The following is a 16212-nucleotide window of genomic DNA, read 5'->3' as shown; positions in this document are numbered from 1 at the left end:
GATCCGGACAGCTCTCACGTCCGCCAGGAGGCACCCGATGTCCGTCCATCCCCGCGCCGGTCAGCCCGCCGAACCCGCCGACCTCATCGACGTCCCCCGGGTGATCTCGCGCTACTACACCGAGCACCCCGACCCCTCGGTCGCGGGCGAGAAGGTCGCCTTCGGCACCTCGGGGCACCGCGGGTCCAGCCTCAAGCAGGCCTTCAACGAGGACCACATCGCCGCCACCAGCCAGGCGATCGTCGAGTACCGCCGGGATCAGGGCACCGACGGCCCGCTCTACCTGGGCCGCGACACCCACGCGCTGAGCGAGCCGGCCATGGTCACGGCGCTCGAGGTCTTCGCCGCCAACGACGTGACCGTGCTGATCGACAGCCGCGACGGCTACACGCCGACGCCGGCCGTGTCGCACGCCATTCTGACCTACAACCGGGGGCGCACGAGCGGGCTCGCCGACGGTGTCGTGGTCACCCCGTCGCACAATCCGCCCGCGGACGGCGGCTTCAAGTACAACCCGCCGTCGGGCGGCCCGGCCGACACGGACGCCACCAAGTGGATCCAGGACCGCGCGAACGCGCTGATCGCGGCGGGGCTGAAGGAGGTCCGGCGGGTCCCGGCGGCCCGGGCGCGCACCTCCGACCTGGTCTCGGGCTATGACTTCCTGGCCACGTACGTGGACGATCTGCCCTCCGTCATCGACATGGAGGCGATCCGGGCCGCCGGGGTGCGCATCGGGGCCGACCCGCTGGGTGGCGCCTCGGTGGCGTACTGGGGCGAGATCGCCTCGCGGCACGGCCTGGACCTGACCGTGGTCAACCCGAATGTCGACCCGACCTTCGGCTTCATGACCCTGGACTGGGACGGCAAGATCCGCATGGACTGCTCGTCGCCCTCGGCGATGGCGTCCCTGATCCGGCAGAAGGACAAGTTCCAGCTGGCCACCGGCAACGACGCCGACGCCGACCGGCACGGCATCGTGACCCCCGACGCCGGGCTCATGAACCCCAACCACTACCTCGCGGTGGCGATCTCCTACCTCTTCCGCAACCGCAGCGGCTGGTCCGACAGCGCCGCCATCGGCAAGACCCTGGTGTCCAGCTCGATGATCGACCGGGTGGCCGCCGACCTGGGCCGCAAGCTCGACGAGGTGCCGGTGGGCTTCAAGTGGTTCGTGCCCGGGCTGCTCGACGGCTCGGTGGCCTTCGGCGGCGAGGAGAGCGCCGGCGGCTCCTTCCTGCGCCGCGACGGCAGCCCGTGGAGCACCGACAAGGACGGCATCCTGCTCGACCTGCTGGCCTCCGAGATCCTGGCGGTCACCGGGCGTACGCCCAGCCAGCACTACGCGGACCTGACCGAGCGGTTCGGCGCGCCCGCGTACGCCCGGATCGACGCGCCCGCCACCCCGGAGGAGAAGGCCGTCCTCGGCAAGCTGTCGCCGTCGCAGGTCAGCGCCAAGGAGCTGGCCGGCGAGCCGATCACCGCCGTCCTCACCTCCGCGCCGGGCAACGACGCGCCGATCGGCGGCCTCAAGGTCGTCACCGAGTCGGGCTGGTTCGCCGCCCGCCCCTCGGGCACCGAGGACGTCTACAAGATCTACGCCGAGTCCTTCAAGGGCGAGGACGACCTGGCCCGCATCCAGGAGGAGGCGCGCGCGGTCGTCTCCGCCGCCCTCAAGTAAGGCTCAGTTCCTCGTGGCTGGTGCCGACATGATCTGAGTCGGGTATCGCCAGCCACGGGAGAACTGCGCCCTCATGACCGCTCGCCTGCGCCCCGCCCCGGGCGTCCTGCCCGCCCTGGCTGCCCTGGCCGCCGTGGCCGGGGTGGTGGGATGGCTGCTCGCCGGGCATCCCGGGCCGTCGGTGGCGGGCTACGCGGGCGGCCCGGTCGCCATGGCCGCGGCCTTCGTGTCGTGCCGCAGCATCGGCGCGATGATCGTCGTGGCGCGGCCGGTGCGGGACTTCTGGCGGATGTGCGCCAGCGCGGCCCTCTGCGTCGGGGCCGGCGCCGTCGTGGCGTTCTGGTTCCCGACGCACGAGCGCGGCCTGTCGCCGTACGTGGCCGGGCCGTTGCTCCTCGGCGTCGCGTTCTTCCTGCTGGCCTTCGTCCGGCTGCCCCGCGAGCGCCGCTCCCTGCCGCAATGGCTGCAGGTCCTGCTCGAGTACGTGACCGTGGCCGTCGCCGGATCCCTGATCTTCACCTATCTGATCAACGACCACGGGCGCCCCGGCGCCGGCCCGGCCGTGCAGCGTGTCACCGCCGTCGTGGGCGTCGGCTGCCTGATCGCCGTCGTGGTCATCTGGCGCGCGGCTGTCACCCCGGCCAGCATCGTCGAGCCCCGGGCCCTGTACCGGCTCGCGGGCGCCCCGGTCGCCGCCGCGGCCGCCTTCCTCCTGCTCGTCGGCGGCGGCGAGACCGTGGTGCTGTGGGTGTCGGTGCTGGCGGTGCCGGTGGTCGGCACGACCATGTCGCTCGGGGCCTACCGGCAGCGTCAGGCGCTGGCCCGCCCGAGGCCCGCCGCCGCGGCCCCCGCCCGCCGCCCCGGCCTGCGTGACGCCCTGCCCAGCGCGGCCATCGTCGCCGCCGCCGTCACGGCCGTCCTGGCCTCCGGGGAGAACCTCGGCTGGTACCAGCGCTCGATGATCCTCGGCGTGGTGGTGATCGCGGTCTGCGTCGTGGCCCGGCAGCTGGTCGGCCTGCGCGCCGAGGACCGCCTGCTGGCCGAGGTACGCCGCCAGCAGCTGGACCTGGCCCGCCAGGCCGAGACCGACCCGCTCACCGGGCTGGCCAACCGGGCCCGGTTCAGCGCGGTCCTCGCCGAGCGGGTCGAGCGGCACGAGCCCGCGACCGTCGTCCTGGTCGACCTCGACGACTTCAAGAGCATCAACGACACCATGGGCCACGCGGTCGGCGACCAGCTGCTCTACGAGGTGGCGCGGCGGCTCGGCGGGTTCTCGGCGCGGCTCGGCGGCGACGAGTTCGCCGTGCTCCTGGACACCGACGACCCGGACCGCACCGGGGAGGCGGCCGCGGCGCTGCTGGCCGAGCTCGCCGTCCCGTACGGGGTGGGGGAGCACCTCCTGCTCGCCAACGCCAGCATCGGCGTCGCCACGGCGGGCCCGGGCGACACCGCGGGCGAGGTGCTGCGCAACGCGGACATCGCGATGTACCAGGCCAAGGAGGCGGGCAAGGCGGGCTGGACCCGCTTCGAGCCGCGCATGCGCCAGGAGGTCGTCGACCACGCCCGCCTCGGCAGCGAGCTGCACAACGCCATCCTCCGCCGCGAGCTGCACCTGGTCTACCAGCCCGTCTTCGACCTCACCACGGGCCGCATGGCCGGCGCCGAGGCCCTCGTCCGCTGGCGGCACCCGGTGCGCGGCATCGTCTCGCCCGCCGACTTCATCCCGGTCGCCGAGCGCTCCGGCCTGATCGTGCCCCTGGGCTCCTGGGTCCTGCGCGAGGCCTGCGAGCAGCTCGCCGCCTGGCAGCGGGAGCACGGCGCCGCGGCCATCCGCTCGGTCAACGTCAACGTCGCCGCCCGCCAGCTGCGCGAGTCCGGCTTCGTCGACGAGGTCGCCGCCGTGCTCAGCGAGACCGGCCTGCTCCCGGCCAACCTCGTCATCGAGGTCACCGAGTCCTCGGTCATCGAGGGCCGCGGCGTCCGCGACACCCTCCAGGCCCTGCACGACCTGGGCGTACGCCTGGCCCTCGACGACTTCGGCACCGGCCAGAGCAGCCTCAGCCTGGTCCGCGCCTTCCCCGTCGACGTTCTCAAGCTCGACAAGTCCTTCGTCGACGGCATCTGCGAGGGCGCCGACAAGGGCCGCCTCGCCGTCGCCGCCGCCGTGGCCCAGCTCGCCGAGTACCTCGGCATGTACACCGTCGCCGAGGGCATCGAGGAGGCCTCCCAGCTGGAGCGGCTGCGCCGGATGGGCTACAAACTGGGGCAGGGCTACCATCTGGCGAAGCCGCTGCCCCCGGACGAGATGGCCGCCCTCATGGTAGCCAACGCCCGCGCCGTGCCCGTCTGATCTCCGTCCGCCGGCTGCGCTCAGTCCGCCGGCTGCAGGAGGGGGTGCCGGCTCAGGACCCGGCGGCAGGCGTCGCGCTCGACGGCCTTGCTGGCCAGCAGGTAGACCGTGCGGAGCGGGCCCGGCCGCGCGGTGAGGTGGTCGACGGCCGCGCCCGCCATGACCTGCGCCGTCGGGCCGGGGGCGCCGCCCGCGCTGCCCGCCCCGAGCAGCGGGAAGAGGATCGTCGCGGCGCCCAGCTCCTCGGCCGCGAGCAGGGCGTTCGTGACGCACCGGCCGAGGTCGGCGACCGGGCGCCAGCCTTCGCCCGGCTCGCCGCGCACGGCCGCCACGTGCACGATGTGCCGGACGCCGTTGCGCTCGAGCCCGCCGGCGCCGGTCACCACCGCCGTGCCCGCCGCGACCGGCCGCCGCCCGGCGACCGCCGCCTCCAGCTCGTCGGCGATGCGATCGGTGACGATCTGGTCCGAGCCGTCGCGGTCGGCGCCCTCGAAGCGGATCACCGCCGACACCGAGCTCTCCTCGATCCGGGCCATCCGCATCTGGGTGTTCTCCGAGTTGACCCACACCTCGGCACACGTCACCCGGCGCAGGTCCCCGGTGATCACGGCGAGCTCTGCGGTGGCTCCGGTGACCCGGTAGCGGAAGGTCTCGCTGTACGGCAGGACGGCCGGGCGTGATCCGCCGCCGGCCGCCCCGTCCGCCCGGTGGTCGGCGATCCGCTCCCAGGCGTCCAGCCACGGCCGCAGCTCCGCCCCGGTGACGCCCAGCGCGCGCAGAATCTCCTCGTACACGTCGGCCGGGCACAGCCGCAGCCCGCGCAGATAGGGGTCGAGCGTGCTCGGCGCCCGGCCCGTCCGCGTGGCGATGTCCCGCACCGAGCGCTGCACCTGCCCCGGCCGCGCGGCCCGGCGCCGCAACCGGGTGAAGGCGTCGGCCAGATCGTCGAGCGTGTGCAGCGTGGCCGGATCCGGTCCCCGCGTGCCGTCGGTCATGCCTCCATTGTGGGCGACCGGCGCCCGTGCGGACATCCGCGGACACCCGCGGACACCTGACACTCCCGGCCCGGGGCCCGCTGCCGCCCGATGCTCTCCTCACCGGCTCATGAAGGAGGCACACCCGATGCGGACGCACCGCACCCTCGACGACCTGGCCCGCACCATCCTCCGCTGGCTGATCCTTTTCCTGACCCAGCACGACGAATGGTGATCATCGTCATCATGGTCCCGGTCACCCTTCCGGACCCGGACCCCGGCCCGTGGCGCGCCCTCACCGACCGCGAGCAGGCGGTGGCCCGCCTCGCCGCCCAGGCTCTCACTAACCAGCAGATCGCCCGCCGCCTGGGCATCACCACCCACACCGTCAACTTCCACCTGCGCCAGGTCTACGCCAAACTCGGCATCGACTCCCGCGTCAGCCTCGCCCGCCACCTCCCGGACGGATGATCACAGCCCGGCGCGGGAATGGTGTGACGCCATGACAGCCCTCACCTTCGCCACCTGCCGCGCCGCCGCCCGCACGGTCCGCGCCGCCGAGCACGGCCGGCAGGCGGTGAAGGTCGCCCGGCCGCGCAGTGTGCTGGGTCTCGTTCGCGCCCGCGGCCCGCTGAGCCTGATGCTCTACGTGGCCGCGGCCGAGGACCGCGTCGTGCGCCTCGGGCCGGACAGCTTCGCCCTGCTGGAACGACCCCTCGCCGCGAAGCTTCCCGCGGCCGTCCGGGGTGGGCCGCGGCTGCGCCTGCTGCGGGTGCTCGACCGGCGCTCGGACCTGTTGTTCCTCGCCGTCCCGCCCGTCGTCGCGCTGCTGGTGGCGGCCGCGCTCGCCGTGGTGTCGAGGCTACGGGGCGAGCGTCCGTCCTGGGCGATCGTCGCGTTCGCGCTGGCCGCGATGCTCTGGGCCGGGGTGTTCCTGACCGCGCAGGCCGTCACCGAGTCGGCCTGGTTGCGCCGGACGCTGGGCCGCCGGCCCCGGGCGCCCGACGAGCTCGCGGCCGAGTCCCTGCCGGGCTGGACCTGGTCGATGCCGCTGTGCCACCACACCGGACCCGGCGACGGCCGCCGGCTGCTGCACACCGCCGGCTTCGCCATGGAGGATCTGGTCCGGCGCGAGGCGGCCGCGCTGGCCGGGCAGGCCGGCGCGGAGCTGACCTCGGCCCGCGTGCGGAAGGTCCTCGTCTGCCTCACCCAGGGCGTGACCACGGAGGCCATGCGCCGGGTGGTGGCCGAGACCCTCCACCAGCCGTACGGACCGGACAGCCGCGTGGCACTGCGCCGCCCACCCGACCGGGTCGAGCGGGCCGACACCCCCGTCCCGGCGGGCGGCAGCTTCTTCCTGCTCTGGCTGGCCGGCCTCGCCGCCGTCACCGCCGTGCTCGCCCTCGTCGTCGCCTCCACCGAGCGGCAGGCGTGCGGTGACCTGTGCGCCGACCGGCCGGCCACCTATGCCGACGCGCTGCGCTGGCTCGCGTGGCGGCTGGTGGGGCAGGACGCCCCGGGTCTCACGCCCGGCACGCTGCGCACCCAGGTGCTGGGCTGGCTGCTCACTCTCGCCGGGCTGATGACCGTGCCGGTCGGGTGGACCGCCGTCAAGCTGGCCCGCGACCGGCACCGGCGCGTGCACGACGACTACAAGGAGTGGGCCGAGATGCCGATGACCCGGGTGTTGCTGCTGACCGTGACCAAGACCGAGCAGGACGCCGTGCTGGCCGCCGTGCGCCCGATCACCGGCAAGGAGCCCGTGATCGACTTCCGCCACCCGGTGGTCCTGCACGACCTCGACCACACCATCGCGCACGACGACCGCACGGAGCGCCGGGGGGACGTGGTGGGGCCCCGGCCGGCGCTGGTGAGCCGCCTGCAGGCCGCCGAGACGAGCTGGTCCGGCGCCCCCGTCCGGTCGGGGTCGCTCCTGTCCACCCAGACGCTGGTCAACTCGAAAGCGCTGCTGGACAGCCTGCTCCGGGAGTACAGCCGGGCCTTCGGCGGTGAGATGGAAGCGCAGGGGCTCTACGCGGCCGCCGCCGACGCCGGGGTGCCGTGGGCCGTCGTCAAGGCGATCTCGGACTGGGGTGTCGACCGGGACCGGTTCTACGAGCCGACGCCGGCCGCGGCGAACGCGGCGGGCTTCGTCGCCCACGCGATCGGGCTCGGCGCGTTCGACGACCCGGGGACGAAGGGCGGGCCGGCGGGGCGGTGATCCCCGCCGGCCCGAGGCCTTCTCAGGCGTCGATCTCCTTGCGGTCCTCGGTGGCCCAGAGGGTGTGGAAGGCGCCTTCCTTGTCGACGCGCTGGTAGGTGTGCGCGCCGAAGAAGTCGCGCTGGCCCTGGATCAGGGCGGCGGGCAGGCGGGACGCGCGCAGGCCGTCGTAGTAGGCCAGGGCGGAGGCGAAGCCCGGGGCGGGGATGCCCTGGGCGGCGGCCGTGGCGACGACGCGGCGCCAGGCTTCCTGGGCGCCGGAGACGGCGTCGAGGAAGTAGTCGTCGACCAGGAGGGTGGCGAGCTCGGGCTGCTTGTCGTAGGCCTGCTTGATGTAGTCGAGGAACTTGGCGCGGATGATGCAGCCCGCGCGCCAGATCTTGGCCATGGCGCCCGGGTCGATCTCCCAGTCGTACTCGGCGCTGGCCGCCTGGATCTGCTGGAAGCCCTGGGCGTAGGCGACGATCTTGGAGGCGAAGAGCGCCTGCTCGACGTCGGCCTGCAGGTCGCCGCCGTGCGAGCCGGCCTGCGCGGACGGGCCCGGGAGCTGGGCCGTGGCCGCCGCCTCGCGGACGTCGGTGCCGCCGGACAGGGCGCGGGCGAAGACCGCCTCGGCGATGCCCGACACGGGGACGCCCAGGTCGAGGGCGGCCTGGACGGTCCAGCGGCCGGTGCCCTTCTGCTCGGCGGCGTCCTTGACGATGTCGACGAAGGGCTTGCCGGTCGCGGCGTCGGTCTGCTGGAGGACCTCGGCGGTGATCTCGATCAGGTACGACCCGAGGCGCCCCTCGTTCCAGGTCTTGAACACCGAGGCGATCTCCGCGGGGGAGTGGCCGCCCGCCTGGCGGAGCAGGTCGTACGCCTCGGCGATGAGCTGCATGTCCGCGTACTCGATGCCGTTGTGCACCATCTTGACGAAGTGGCCGGCGCCGTCCGGGCCGACGTGCACGCAGCACGGCTCCCCGTCGACCTTCGCCGAGATGTCCTCGAGCAGCGGGCCGAGGGCCTCGTACGACTCCTTGGAGCCGCCCGGCATGATCGACGGGCCGTGCAGCGCGCCCTCCTCGCCGCCCGACACGCCGGTGCCGACGAAGTGCAGACCGCGTTCCTTGAGAGCAGCCTCACGCCGGCGGGTGTCCGCATAGTGGGCGTTGCCGGCGTCGATGAGCATGTCGCCCTCTTCGAGCAGCGGCGCGAACTCGTCGATCACGGCGTCCGTGGCCTTGCCCGCCTTGACCATGATGATCACCCGGCGCGGCTTCTCCAGGCTGGCCACGAAGTCCTCGGCCGACTCCGCGGGCAGGAACGTCCCCTCGTGGCCGAACTCCTTCACCAGCTCCTCGGTGCGCTGGTAGCTGCGGTTGTGCACCGCGACCGTGTGGCCGTGACGCGCGAAGTTGCGGGCCAGGTTGCGCCCCATCACCGCCAGGCCGGTGACGCCGATCTGTGCCTTCTCCGACATGAACGTCCCTCCTCCACGCGGACGGCGGGAACCCCCGCGCTCCCGCCTGTCCGCAAGCCGTCAGGCCCATTGTTACGGATGAGACACGCCACCGGTTCGATCGAGCGCGGTGCGGCGGCGGGAGATGATCGGGCCGAAGGTAGTCTCAGGCGCGTGAAGCGCGGCGAGATCTGGACCATCGGCAGCCGCACCGACCTGCGCTACCGGGTCCTCGTGCTCTCGGCCGACACCTACAACGACCGGTCGAACGCGTCCCCGTTCTGCGCTCCGATCGTGCGGCAGCGCGGGGTCACGGAGCTGCCGCCCTATGCGGTGGCGCTCACGGAGCAGGATCCGATCACGGGCGTCGTCGTGGTCAACCGCATGCGGCGGCTGCCGGCGTCGATCGGGGCGGAGCGCATCGGCATGGTCACGGGGGCCAGCATGTCGCGGCTCACGGAGGCGATGAAGGCGCTCTTCGAGCTCTGACCGCAGCGAGAGCGCGGGCGCGGCGAGAGCGCGGGCGCGGCGAGAGCGCGGGCGCAGCGGGGGCGCGGCGAGAGCAAGGGCGCGGCGGAAGCGCGGAAGCAAGGGCGCGGCAAGAGCGCGGCCGGGAGGGCCACCGAGCGTGACCGCCGGTGTAGGACACGGCGGCCGGAGCGGGTGGCGACGTCCGGCAGAACTACAGGTGGAGCAGGATCAAGCGGCGTTGCTCAGGCCCGCGTAGGACCCGTTGAAGAAGAGCAGCGGCGAGACGCCGGGGTTGCTGTCGAGCTCGACGACCCGCCCGATGGTCAGGTAGTGGTCGCCGGCCTCGACCTCGCGCTCCAGCTCGCAGTCGATCGACGCGAGCACCCCGTCGAGGATCGGACTGCCCGTCCGGCCCGGGGTCCACGAGACGCCGGCCCACTTGTCCGTGCCCGTACGCGCGAACTGCTCGCACAGCGGCCGCTGGCTCGCCTCGAGGATGTTGACGCAGAACGACCCCGTGTCGCGGATCCGCGGGTACGACGTCGAGGTGCGCGCCGGCGAGAAGGCGATCAGCGGCGGGTCCAGCGACAGGCTGAAGAAGGACTGGCAGGTCATGCCGACCGGGGTGCCGTCCGCCTCGACCGCCGTGATGATCGTGACGCCGGAGGCGAAGCCGCCGAGCACGCGCCGGAACTCCCGGCTCGGGATGGGGATGTCACGCACGCGCGCTCACCGCCGCCTTGATCAGCGGGCCGGCGGTCGCGCCCCACTCCTCGACGACCTGGTCCTGGTTCGCCATTCTGGCCATGGTCATGTAGAGGCCGCGGGCGGGGACGGTCGCGCCGAGCTCGACGAGCAGCGGGCGCAGGTAGGTCTCGATCGACAGGGCGTGCAGGTCGCCGCCGCCGGTCATGACGGGCACCGCGACGACGCCGTGCAGGCCGTCGGTGTCGTAGCGGTCGAGGAAGGCCTTGAGCATGCCGGTGTAGGTCGCCTTGTACGTCGGCGAGGCCACGATGAGCAGGTCGCTGGCCGCCACCTGCGCGTTCAGGTCCGCCAGCTCCGCGTCCGACCAGTCGAACAGGCGCGGGGCGTAGTCGGCGAGGTCGATGACGAGGGCGTCTTCGGCCGCACCGAGGTACGACGCGACGGCGGTGGCCGTACCCAGGGTGCGGGATCGGGGCTTGGGGTTGCCCACCAGGATCGTGGTCTTCATCGGGTCGCTCCCGCGGGGTGGACGATCGTCGTGATCGTGCCGTCGGTGTGGTAGAGGCAGACTTCGATGCCCAGGTCCCGCGCGGCGCGGGTGCTCCAGGCGGCGGGTGTGAAGACCTGGGCGGCGGTCTCGCTGACGCACAGCACGATCCGGCTCTGCGGGAAGTAGGCCCCGCGCAGCCAGGTGAGCTTGAACATGTCGGCCATCACCTTGTTGCGGTGCTGGGACCGGAACGTGCCCGTGTTGCCCACGATCTGCACGAGGACGGTGTTTTCCTCGTCGGCGCCCTCGATCTCCAGGCGGCTGCCGTCGCCCAGGTCGATCGACTTGGGGCGCAGCTCGATGCCCCGCGCCCGGCCCAGGGCGAGCAGCATCGCCCGCTCTATGCTCTCGGGTCCGAATCTGCGCCATCCGCGTTCCGGCATGAGGTCAATACTATGGATCAAGGTCATTGTCGTCATCGCGTGGCTCCTTCCGTTGTGAGTTGCTTCTCTGTGCGGGCCGGCGCCGGCACCGTCGCCAGCAGACCCGCCACCGCCAGAACGACCAGTCCGCCCAGCACGGCGCAGGCCACCAGGTTGCCCGCCCCGCTCGCCACCGCGAAGACCGTGACCGGCCCGGCCGCGGCGCCGAGGTCCCCGGCGGTGCGGGTCAGCCCCACGATCGCCCCGGCCGCCTGCGCCGGGTACGCGTCGCCCGTGATCACCCCGGGCAGCACACCGACCACGCCGGTGCCGACCGAGTAGGCGACGATCGCTGCCGCGTACCCGAAAGGGGTGTGCAGCAGGGGCAGGGCGACGAGCGCGACCGCCGTCGTGATCCCGGCCGGGATCAGCAGTCGCGCGCGGGCGCCCCGATCGATCCACCGCCCGATCAGCGGCATCGTGGCCAGCCCGGCGACCGTGCCGGCCGCGGTGGCGAGACCGAGCGTGAACGGGGTGAGCCCGCCCGTGTCGTACGCCATGACCGGCACCAGGCCCTGCTCGCCGGCGAACCGCGCGAAGAACGTCGCGAACGACACCCCGCACAGCGCCACCAGGAGCGGGACATGACCGAAACCGCGCAGCGTGAGCTTGGGCGCGCCCGGCGATGAAGGCGGTGCCGGGGCCGCCCAGTAGTGCTCGGCCGGGCTGATCAGGTCCCAGACCAGGCACGCCAGCACCGGCAGGGCCGCAACGACGAACGTCCCGCTGGTGCCGACCAGGCCGACGACGGCCCCGCCGAGCACCGAGCCGGCCGCCGCGCCGCTCATCTGCACCACCGTGGCGGTCGCCATCACCGCACCACGGCGCTCCGCCGGAGCCCCGGCCACCAGCACGGCGAAGCCGATGGTCACCGCCGCGCCGCCGAGCACTCCGGCGACGAGCCGGAGACCGATCAGCGCGCCCGCCGTGTGGGCCAGGCCGGTCAGCGCGGTCACCGCGGCGAGCGCCACCAGCACGACCCGGAGGTACGTCCGGGCGGGGAGCCACCGCAGCGCCAGGCCGGCCGGGAGGTTCGCCAGCACCCGGCCCACGCCGAACGCCGTGACGATCGTGCCGAGCAGGGTCGCCGCGACGCCGAAGCGGTCGAGGTGCAGCGGCAGGACGGGGACGACGACACCCCAGGTCATCTGGGCCGAGGCGATGAGCGCGCAGACCAGGAGCGTCTGCTTGCGCACCCTAGACCGCCAGGTTCTCGCGGAGGGTCCGGCCGGGGTAGCGCGGCGCGAGAGCCCCCCGCCGGCGCAGCTCCGGGGCGAGCAGCTCGGCGATGTCGGCGTAGCCGGACGGCATGCCGAGCGGGCTGGACAGCATGTAGCCGCCGCGGGCGCCGGTGGCCTGGAAGTTCTCCTGCAGCGCGTCGGCGACGGTGGCGGGGTCACCGATCAGGGTGTGGTCCATGCCGGTCGCGCTCTTCCAGCCGTGCTCGAAGAACTCGGTCCGGCTCATCTCGTAGTCCTCGCCGTGCTCGGCGATGAGCGTGCCGATCAGGCCGGCCGGGGACGCCTGGGCCAGCGCCGCCTGCCGCTTGAGCTCACCGAGCGGGAACGACGCGGGCAGCTTGCCGAAGTCGATGCCGGCGTTGTGGGACAGGTACGCCCCCACCGCCTCCTCGCCCCAGAAGCTGAGCACCTCGTCGCGCCGCGCCGCGGCCTCCTCCTTGGTCCGCCCGACGATCACCTGGGTGGCCCAGAGGATGCCGACCGACGACGGGTCGCGGCCCTCGTCGCGCAGCGCCTGGTCGAGCGCGCCGCGGTGCCGCTGCTGCGAGGCCACGCTGGCGCCGAAGCCGAACACCACGTCCGCGAAGCGGGCCGACGCCGCGATGCCGCGGGGGGAGGCCCCCGCCTGCACGAGTACGGGCGACCCCTGCGGGCCGGGCACGCTGGGCAGCGGACCCTTGACGTCGAAGAACCGCCCGTGGTGATCGATCGCGTGCACCTTGGCCGGGTCGGCGAACCGGCCCGTCCCGCGGTCGCGCAGGATCGCGTCGGGCGCCACCGAGTCCCACAGGGCCCGGCAGACGTCGACGAACTCCTCCATGCGCTCGTAGCGCTGGTCGTGCTCCATCAGCTTGTCGAAGCCGTAGTTCGCGGCGTCGGCGCTGCGGGTGGAGGTGACCACGTTGAAGGCGATCCGGCCCCCGGTCACGTGGTCGAGGCTGTTGAGCAGCCGGGCCACGTAGAAGGGGTGCATGAAGGTCGACGAGTAGGTCAGGCCGAAGCCGATGTGCTCGGTGACCGTGGACATCGCCGCGATGACCGGGCTCATGTCGTGCCGCGGCCACTGGATGCCCCACTCGACGGCGGCGTCGATCGAGCCGTGCCAGGTGTCCGGGATGCCCGTGCCGTCGCCGAAGAAGAGCAGGTCGATGCCCGCCCGCTCGGCGGTGACGGCCAGCTCCATGAACATCCGGTGGTCCGGGAAGTCGCGGCCGACCCAGGAGCCGGCGCGGTTCCACTTGCCCTCGGTGTGCGTGAACGAGAGGTCCAGCGCGAGATGCATGCCGCTCATGCCGCCGCCCCCTTGAAGAGACCCGCCAGCTCAGCATTGTCCGTGAGGACCGCCGCGGTGAGCTCCAGCTGGTGCAGCGCGGCCTCGTTGACCGCCGGGTCGTACGCGGCCACGGCGTCCCGGGGCACCAGCACCGGGTAGTCGCGCTGGAACGCGTCGACCACGGTGGCCGCCACGCAGCACTCGGTGGTCAGCCCGCAGACCGCCACCCAGCCCGTGCCCAGGACCATGAGCTTCTGCTCGAGATCGGTGCCGACGAAGCCGCTGTAGCCCCGCTTGACCACGCGGATCTCGCCCGGCTCCGGGGTGACGCCGTACCACTCGGCGCCCTCGGTGCCCGCCACGCACGGGTTGTCCTGCGGCTCGATGCCCTGGAACCAGTCGCTGGCCCGCCACGGGTGGGCCGGGTCGCTGCCCAGCTCCACCCAGATCACCGGCACGCCGGCGGCCCGGGCGGCCCGGACGGCCTCCGCGGTGCCCTCGACGGCCGCGGCCACGGCGCCCAGGTCGGGCTCGTAGCCGGCGATGCGATCGGGCTCGGCGAAGTCCCGCTGCACGTCCACCACGATGAGCGCGGGGCGCCCCGGCAGCGTCGCGAGCTGCCGGTCGCGCGAGGCACTCACGAGTTGTCCGCGGCGCGCAGAGCCGGGAGCACGGCCTCACCGAAGGGGAGCAGGTCGGCGTGGTAGTCCGGGAAGATCAGCATGAGGCCGTCCAGCTCCGCCTCGGTCGTGATCTTCTGGATGTGCTCGATCACCGTGGCGGCGCTGCCGGTGACGTACGGGGTCTGGAACGCGTCGGTGCCCTTCGCGCCCTCGGCCCACGCCCGCGCCGTCTCGGCCGGGATGCCCCACGACGTCCGCATGTTGAACAGCGCGTCCTTGTCGAGCCCCGCCGAATAGCGCTCGGCCTTCGCCTCCGCCGCGGCGTCGGTCTCGTCGAGCACGACCGTGAGCATCGAGTACGTCTTGACGGTCCGGCCGTGAGAGATCGCGCGCTCGTGGACGTCCCGCGAGAAGTCGCGCATCTGCTCGAGATTGTCGGCCGACAGGAAGGCGCCGTCGGCGTACCGGGCCTGGAAGTCGCGGCCGGACTCGGAGCGGCCGGCGCTGATGATGGCCGGACGGGTCGCCGGGTGCGGGCGCGACTCGCACTCGTCGAGCGTGAAGAAGTCGCTCTTCATGGTGACCTTGTCCTCGGTCCACAGGCGGCTGACCGCCTGCGTCCACTCCTCGGTCATCCGGTAGCGCTCGCCGTGCGAGAGCGCCGGGTCCCAGAGGCCCATCTGCTCGAACTCCGCCGCGTACGAGCCGTTGACGATATTCATGCCCGCCCGGCCGCCGGAGACGTCCTGCAGCGTGGTGAACATCTTCGCCGCGATCGCGGGGTGGTGGATGTTGGCGTGCATGGTGGCCCAGATCTTCACCGTGGACGTGGCCTCGGCGAGCGCCGACATCAGGGTCATCGACTCGAGCGTCTGACCCCAGTGGTCGGTCGTGCCGCCGAAGCCCTTCCACTTGGCCATGCTCATGATGAAGTCCAGGCCGATGGCCTCCGCGTCGACCGCGACCTTGCGGTTGTAGGCGTACGTGGCCTCGGGGTGGGGTGCTGTCTCGGAGAGCATCCAGCCACCGTTACCGATGGGCAGGAACACTCCGTATTCTTTGGCCGACATGGTGTCCGGCTCCTTTCTGGTGCGCTGGTCTCCCCGCCCCCCTACGGGGCGGGCCAGATCAGCTTGTCGCCGTCGTAGATGTTCTGGATGAACTGCGGCGCGAACTCGTCCCGCTCGTCGTCGGCGCTGATCTGGGTCACGGTGTACTTGTTCAGCATGTCCGCCAGCGCGTGCACGTTGTCCAGGTCGATCGTGCCCAGCGGGGTGCCGGCCTTCCGAGTCTCCTTGACCACCTGGGCCTCGGTCTGCCAGATGCCCACGTTGGCCTGCTGGTCGTACGGGAAGCCCTGGCTGCCGCCGTCGAGCTCGGCGGTGTACTTGACGCACTCCGCGGCGTTGGCCTCGCAGTACTCGTAGGCGTGCAGGGCCGCCCGGAGCACGTCCTCGACCGCGGTCGGGTGCTCGGTGGCGAACTCGGGGTCGACCGCCATCGAGCCCAGCGAGCTGGGCACCTGGTAGTCGGACGGGCGCCACACGGTGACCTTCTTGCCGGCCGCCTTGAGCTGGTTGGGCTCGTTGGAGATGAAGCCCGTCAGCGACTTGACCTGGCCCTGGGGCAGGATGGAGGGGTCGTAGCCGACGACGGTCTGCTGGACCGAGTCGAAGTCGACGCCCTCCTTGATCATCATGGCTTGCACAGCGACCGGCATGGCGCCCTTCTGGCCCAGCTTGGTGCCGTCGAGCTGCTTGAGATTCTTGACGTCCGGCATCGTCATGAGGACCTCGAGACCCGAGTTCGAGTACGACGAGATGCCCTGGATGTGGATGCCGTTGGCGTTGGCGGTGAGGATGTCCTGCTGGCTCACCGGGCTGAAGGTCACGTGACCGGCGGCCATCAGGTTGGTGTTCTGCGCGACGTCGCCGGTGCCGGGCTCCAGCGCGACGTTCAGGCACAGGTCCTCGAAGTAGCCCAGCTTCTTGGCCGCGGCGTACTCGAGGATGGAGGCCGAGGCCTGCCACCCGTAGCCGGAGAGGTAGACGATCTCCCCGGCGGCCTTGTTCTGCTCGCACCGATCAGCCGAGATCAGGGCTCCGGGGGAACGCTGCGCCGAGGGCTTGTCGTCGTCCGACGAGCAGGCACTCGCGGTGACCGCCAGGACGGCGCTCGCGGCGACGGCCAGCGTGGTACGGATCCGGTTTCTCATCGTTTCGCCTCTGGTGCGTTCAGGCCGGTACGGGTGGCCGGCTCG

The 16212-nt window shown here is 72.6% G+C and carries 15 protein-coding genes; 5 read left to right on the top strand and 10 right to left on the bottom strand.

What is annotated here, in order from left to right; translation table 11 throughout:
• Window positions 1-37: 37 nt before the first annotated feature.
• Together pgm and RAN62_RS11300 are read left to right on the top strand one after the other, a co-directional pair.
• Window positions 38-1678, top strand: coding sequence for a phosphoglucomutase (alpha-D-glucose-1,6-bisphosphate-dependent) (pgm, locus tag RAN62_RS11305; RefSeq protein ID WP_305784512.1), 1641 nt, complete (start codon window positions 38-40; stop codon window positions 1676-1678).
• Between the two features lie 73 nt (window positions 1679-1751).
• Window positions 1752-4028, top strand: a complete 2277-nt coding sequence (locus RAN62_RS11300) for a putative bifunctional diguanylate cyclase/phosphodiesterase (RefSeq protein ID WP_305784511.1) — start codon at window positions 1752-1754, stop codon at window positions 4026-4028.
• Between the two features lie 20 nt (window positions 4029-4048).
• On the opposite strand, the gene RAN62_RS11295 is transcribed toward RAN62_RS11300, so the two are convergent.
• Window positions 4049-5023 carry a macro domain-containing protein gene (locus RAN62_RS11295; RefSeq protein ID WP_305784510.1) on the bottom strand — a complete coding sequence of 325 codons (975 nt, stop codon included), beginning with the start codon at window positions 5021-5023 and terminating at the stop codon, window positions 4049-4051.
• Between the two features lie 207 nt (window positions 5024-5230).
• Here RAN62_RS11295 and RAN62_RS11290 point away from each other — a divergent pair, with 207 nt between their 5' ends.
• Window positions 5231-5473, top strand: coding sequence for a helix-turn-helix domain-containing protein (locus RAN62_RS11290; protein WP_305784509.1), 243 nt, complete (start codon window positions 5231-5233; stop codon window positions 5471-5473).
• 31 nt (window positions 5474-5504) lie between these two features.
• Window positions 5505-7223, top strand: a complete 1719-nt coding sequence (locus RAN62_RS11285; protein WP_305784508.1) for a phosphorylase family protein — start codon at window positions 5505-5507, stop codon at window positions 7221-7223.
• A gap of 22 nt (window positions 7224-7245) precedes the next feature.
• Here the strand turns inward: RAN62_RS11285 and gnd are convergent, their stop codons facing one another.
• A complete protein-coding gene (gnd, locus tag RAN62_RS11280) occupies window positions 7246-8685 on the bottom strand; it encodes an NADP-dependent phosphogluconate dehydrogenase (protein WP_305784507.1) in 1440 nt (479 codons plus the stop codon).
• Between the two features lie 153 nt (window positions 8686-8838).
• Between gnd and RAN62_RS11275 the strand changes: the two genes are divergently transcribed.
• Window positions 8839-9153, top strand: coding sequence for a type II toxin-antitoxin system PemK/MazF family toxin (locus RAN62_RS11275; RefSeq protein WP_305784506.1), 315 nt, complete (start codon window positions 8839-8841; stop codon window positions 9151-9153).
• A gap of 210 nt (window positions 9154-9363) precedes the next feature.
• Here RAN62_RS11275 and RAN62_RS11270 read toward each other — a convergent pair whose 3' ends face one another.
• The 8 genes from RAN62_RS11270 to RAN62_RS11235 are packed head-to-tail and all read right to left on the bottom strand — an operon-like array spanning window position 9364 to window position 16167.
• Window positions 9364-9858 carry a flavin reductase family protein gene (locus tag RAN62_RS11270; RefSeq protein ID WP_305784505.1) on the bottom strand — a complete coding sequence of 165 codons (495 nt, stop codon included), beginning with the start codon at window positions 9856-9858 and terminating at the stop codon, window positions 9364-9366.
• Entirely contained in the window at window positions 9851-10351 is a 501-nt protein-coding gene (locus tag RAN62_RS11265) for an NADPH-dependent FMN reductase (protein WP_305784504.1), read from the bottom strand. The genes RAN62_RS11270 and RAN62_RS11265 overlap by 8 nt, the downstream gene beginning before the upstream one ends.
• On the bottom strand, window positions 10348-10776 hold the full coding sequence (locus RAN62_RS11260) for a hypothetical protein (RefSeq protein WP_305784503.1): 429 nt from the start codon (window positions 10774-10776) through the stop codon (window positions 10348-10350). Before RAN62_RS11260 ends, RAN62_RS11265 begins: the two co-directional genes overlap by 4 nt.
• 32 nt (window positions 10777-10808) lie before the next feature.
• Complete coding sequence (locus RAN62_RS11255; RefSeq protein WP_305784502.1) at window positions 10809-12011, bottom strand: MFS transporter; 1203 nt, start codon at window positions 12009-12011, stop codon at window positions 10809-10811.
• Between the two features lies 1 nt (window position 12012).
• The gene (locus tag RAN62_RS11250) at window positions 12013-13347 is read right to left on the bottom strand and encodes an NtaA/DmoA family FMN-dependent monooxygenase (protein ID WP_305784501.1); all 1335 of its coding nucleotides are present in this window, start codon (window positions 13345-13347) and stop codon (window positions 12013-12015) included.
• On the bottom strand, window positions 13344-13970 hold the full coding sequence (locus RAN62_RS11245; RefSeq protein WP_305784500.1) for a cysteine hydrolase family protein: 627 nt from the start codon (window positions 13968-13970) through the stop codon (window positions 13344-13346). The genes RAN62_RS11250 and RAN62_RS11245 overlap by 4 nt, the downstream gene beginning before the upstream one ends.
• Window positions 13967-15022: an LLM class flavin-dependent oxidoreductase gene (locus tag RAN62_RS11240; RefSeq protein ID WP_305784499.1), complete on the bottom strand. Its 1056-nt coding sequence runs from the start codon at window positions 15020-15022 to the stop codon at window positions 13967-13969. The genes RAN62_RS11245 and RAN62_RS11240 overlap by 4 nt, the downstream gene beginning before the upstream one ends.
• Window positions 15023-15063: 41 nt before the next feature.
• Window positions 15064-16167 carry an ABC transporter substrate-binding protein gene (locus RAN62_RS11235; RefSeq protein ID WP_305784498.1) on the bottom strand — a complete coding sequence of 368 codons (1104 nt, stop codon included), beginning with the start codon at window positions 16165-16167 and terminating at the stop codon, window positions 15064-15066.
• Window positions 16168-16212 lie beyond the last annotated feature (45 nt).

Origin of the sequence: Symbioplanes lichenis (assembly GCF_030709675.1) — a bacterium.
Classification (GTDB): Bacteria; Actinomycetota; Actinomycetes; order Mycobacteriales; family Micromonosporaceae; genus Actinoplanes; species Actinoplanes lichenis.
This window is presented reverse-complemented; position numbering and strand designations above follow the sequence as displayed.

What these genes read in the sequence shown, in the direction of transcription:
- pgm (WP_305784512.1), top strand. Translation starts at nt 38, where the DNA reads ATGTCCGTCCATCCCCGCGCCGGTCAGCCCGCCGAACCCGCCGACCTC.
- RAN62_RS11300 (WP_305784511.1), top strand. Translation starts at nt 1,752, where the DNA reads ATGACCGCTCGCCTGCGCCCCGCCCCGGGCGTCCTGCCCGCCCTGGCT.
- RAN62_RS11295 (WP_305784510.1), bottom strand. Translation starts at nt 5,023, where the DNA reads ATGACCGACGGCACGCGGGGACCGGATCCGGCCACGCTGCACACGCTC.
- RAN62_RS11290 (WP_305784509.1), top strand. Translation starts at nt 5,231, where the DNA reads ATGGTGATCATCGTCATCATGGTCCCGGTCACCCTTCCGGACCCGGAC.
- RAN62_RS11285 (WP_305784508.1), top strand. Translation starts at nt 5,505, where the DNA reads ATGACAGCCCTCACCTTCGCCACCTGCCGCGCCGCCGCCCGCACGGTC.
- gnd (WP_305784507.1), bottom strand. Translation starts at nt 8,685, where the DNA reads ATGTCGGAGAAGGCACAGATCGGCGTCACCGGCCTGGCGGTGATGGGG.
- RAN62_RS11265 (WP_305784504.1), bottom strand. Translation starts at nt 10,351, where the DNA reads ATGAAGACCACGATCCTGGTGGGCAACCCCAAGCCCCGATCCCGCACC.
- RAN62_RS11260 (WP_305784503.1), bottom strand. Translation starts at nt 10,776, where the DNA reads ATGCCGGAACGCGGATGGCGCAGATTCGGACCCGAGAGCATAGAGCGG.
- RAN62_RS11250 (WP_305784501.1), bottom strand. Translation starts at nt 13,347, where the DNA reads ATGAGCGGCATGCATCTCGCGCTGGACCTCTCGTTCACGCACACCGAG.
- RAN62_RS11240 (WP_305784499.1), bottom strand. Translation starts at nt 15,022, where the DNA reads ATGTCGGCCAAAGAATACGGAGTGTTCCTGCCCATCGGTAACGGTGGC.
- RAN62_RS11235 (WP_305784498.1), bottom strand. Translation starts at nt 16,167, where the DNA reads ATGAGAAACCGGATCCGTACCACGCTGGCCGTCGCCGCGAGCGCCGTC.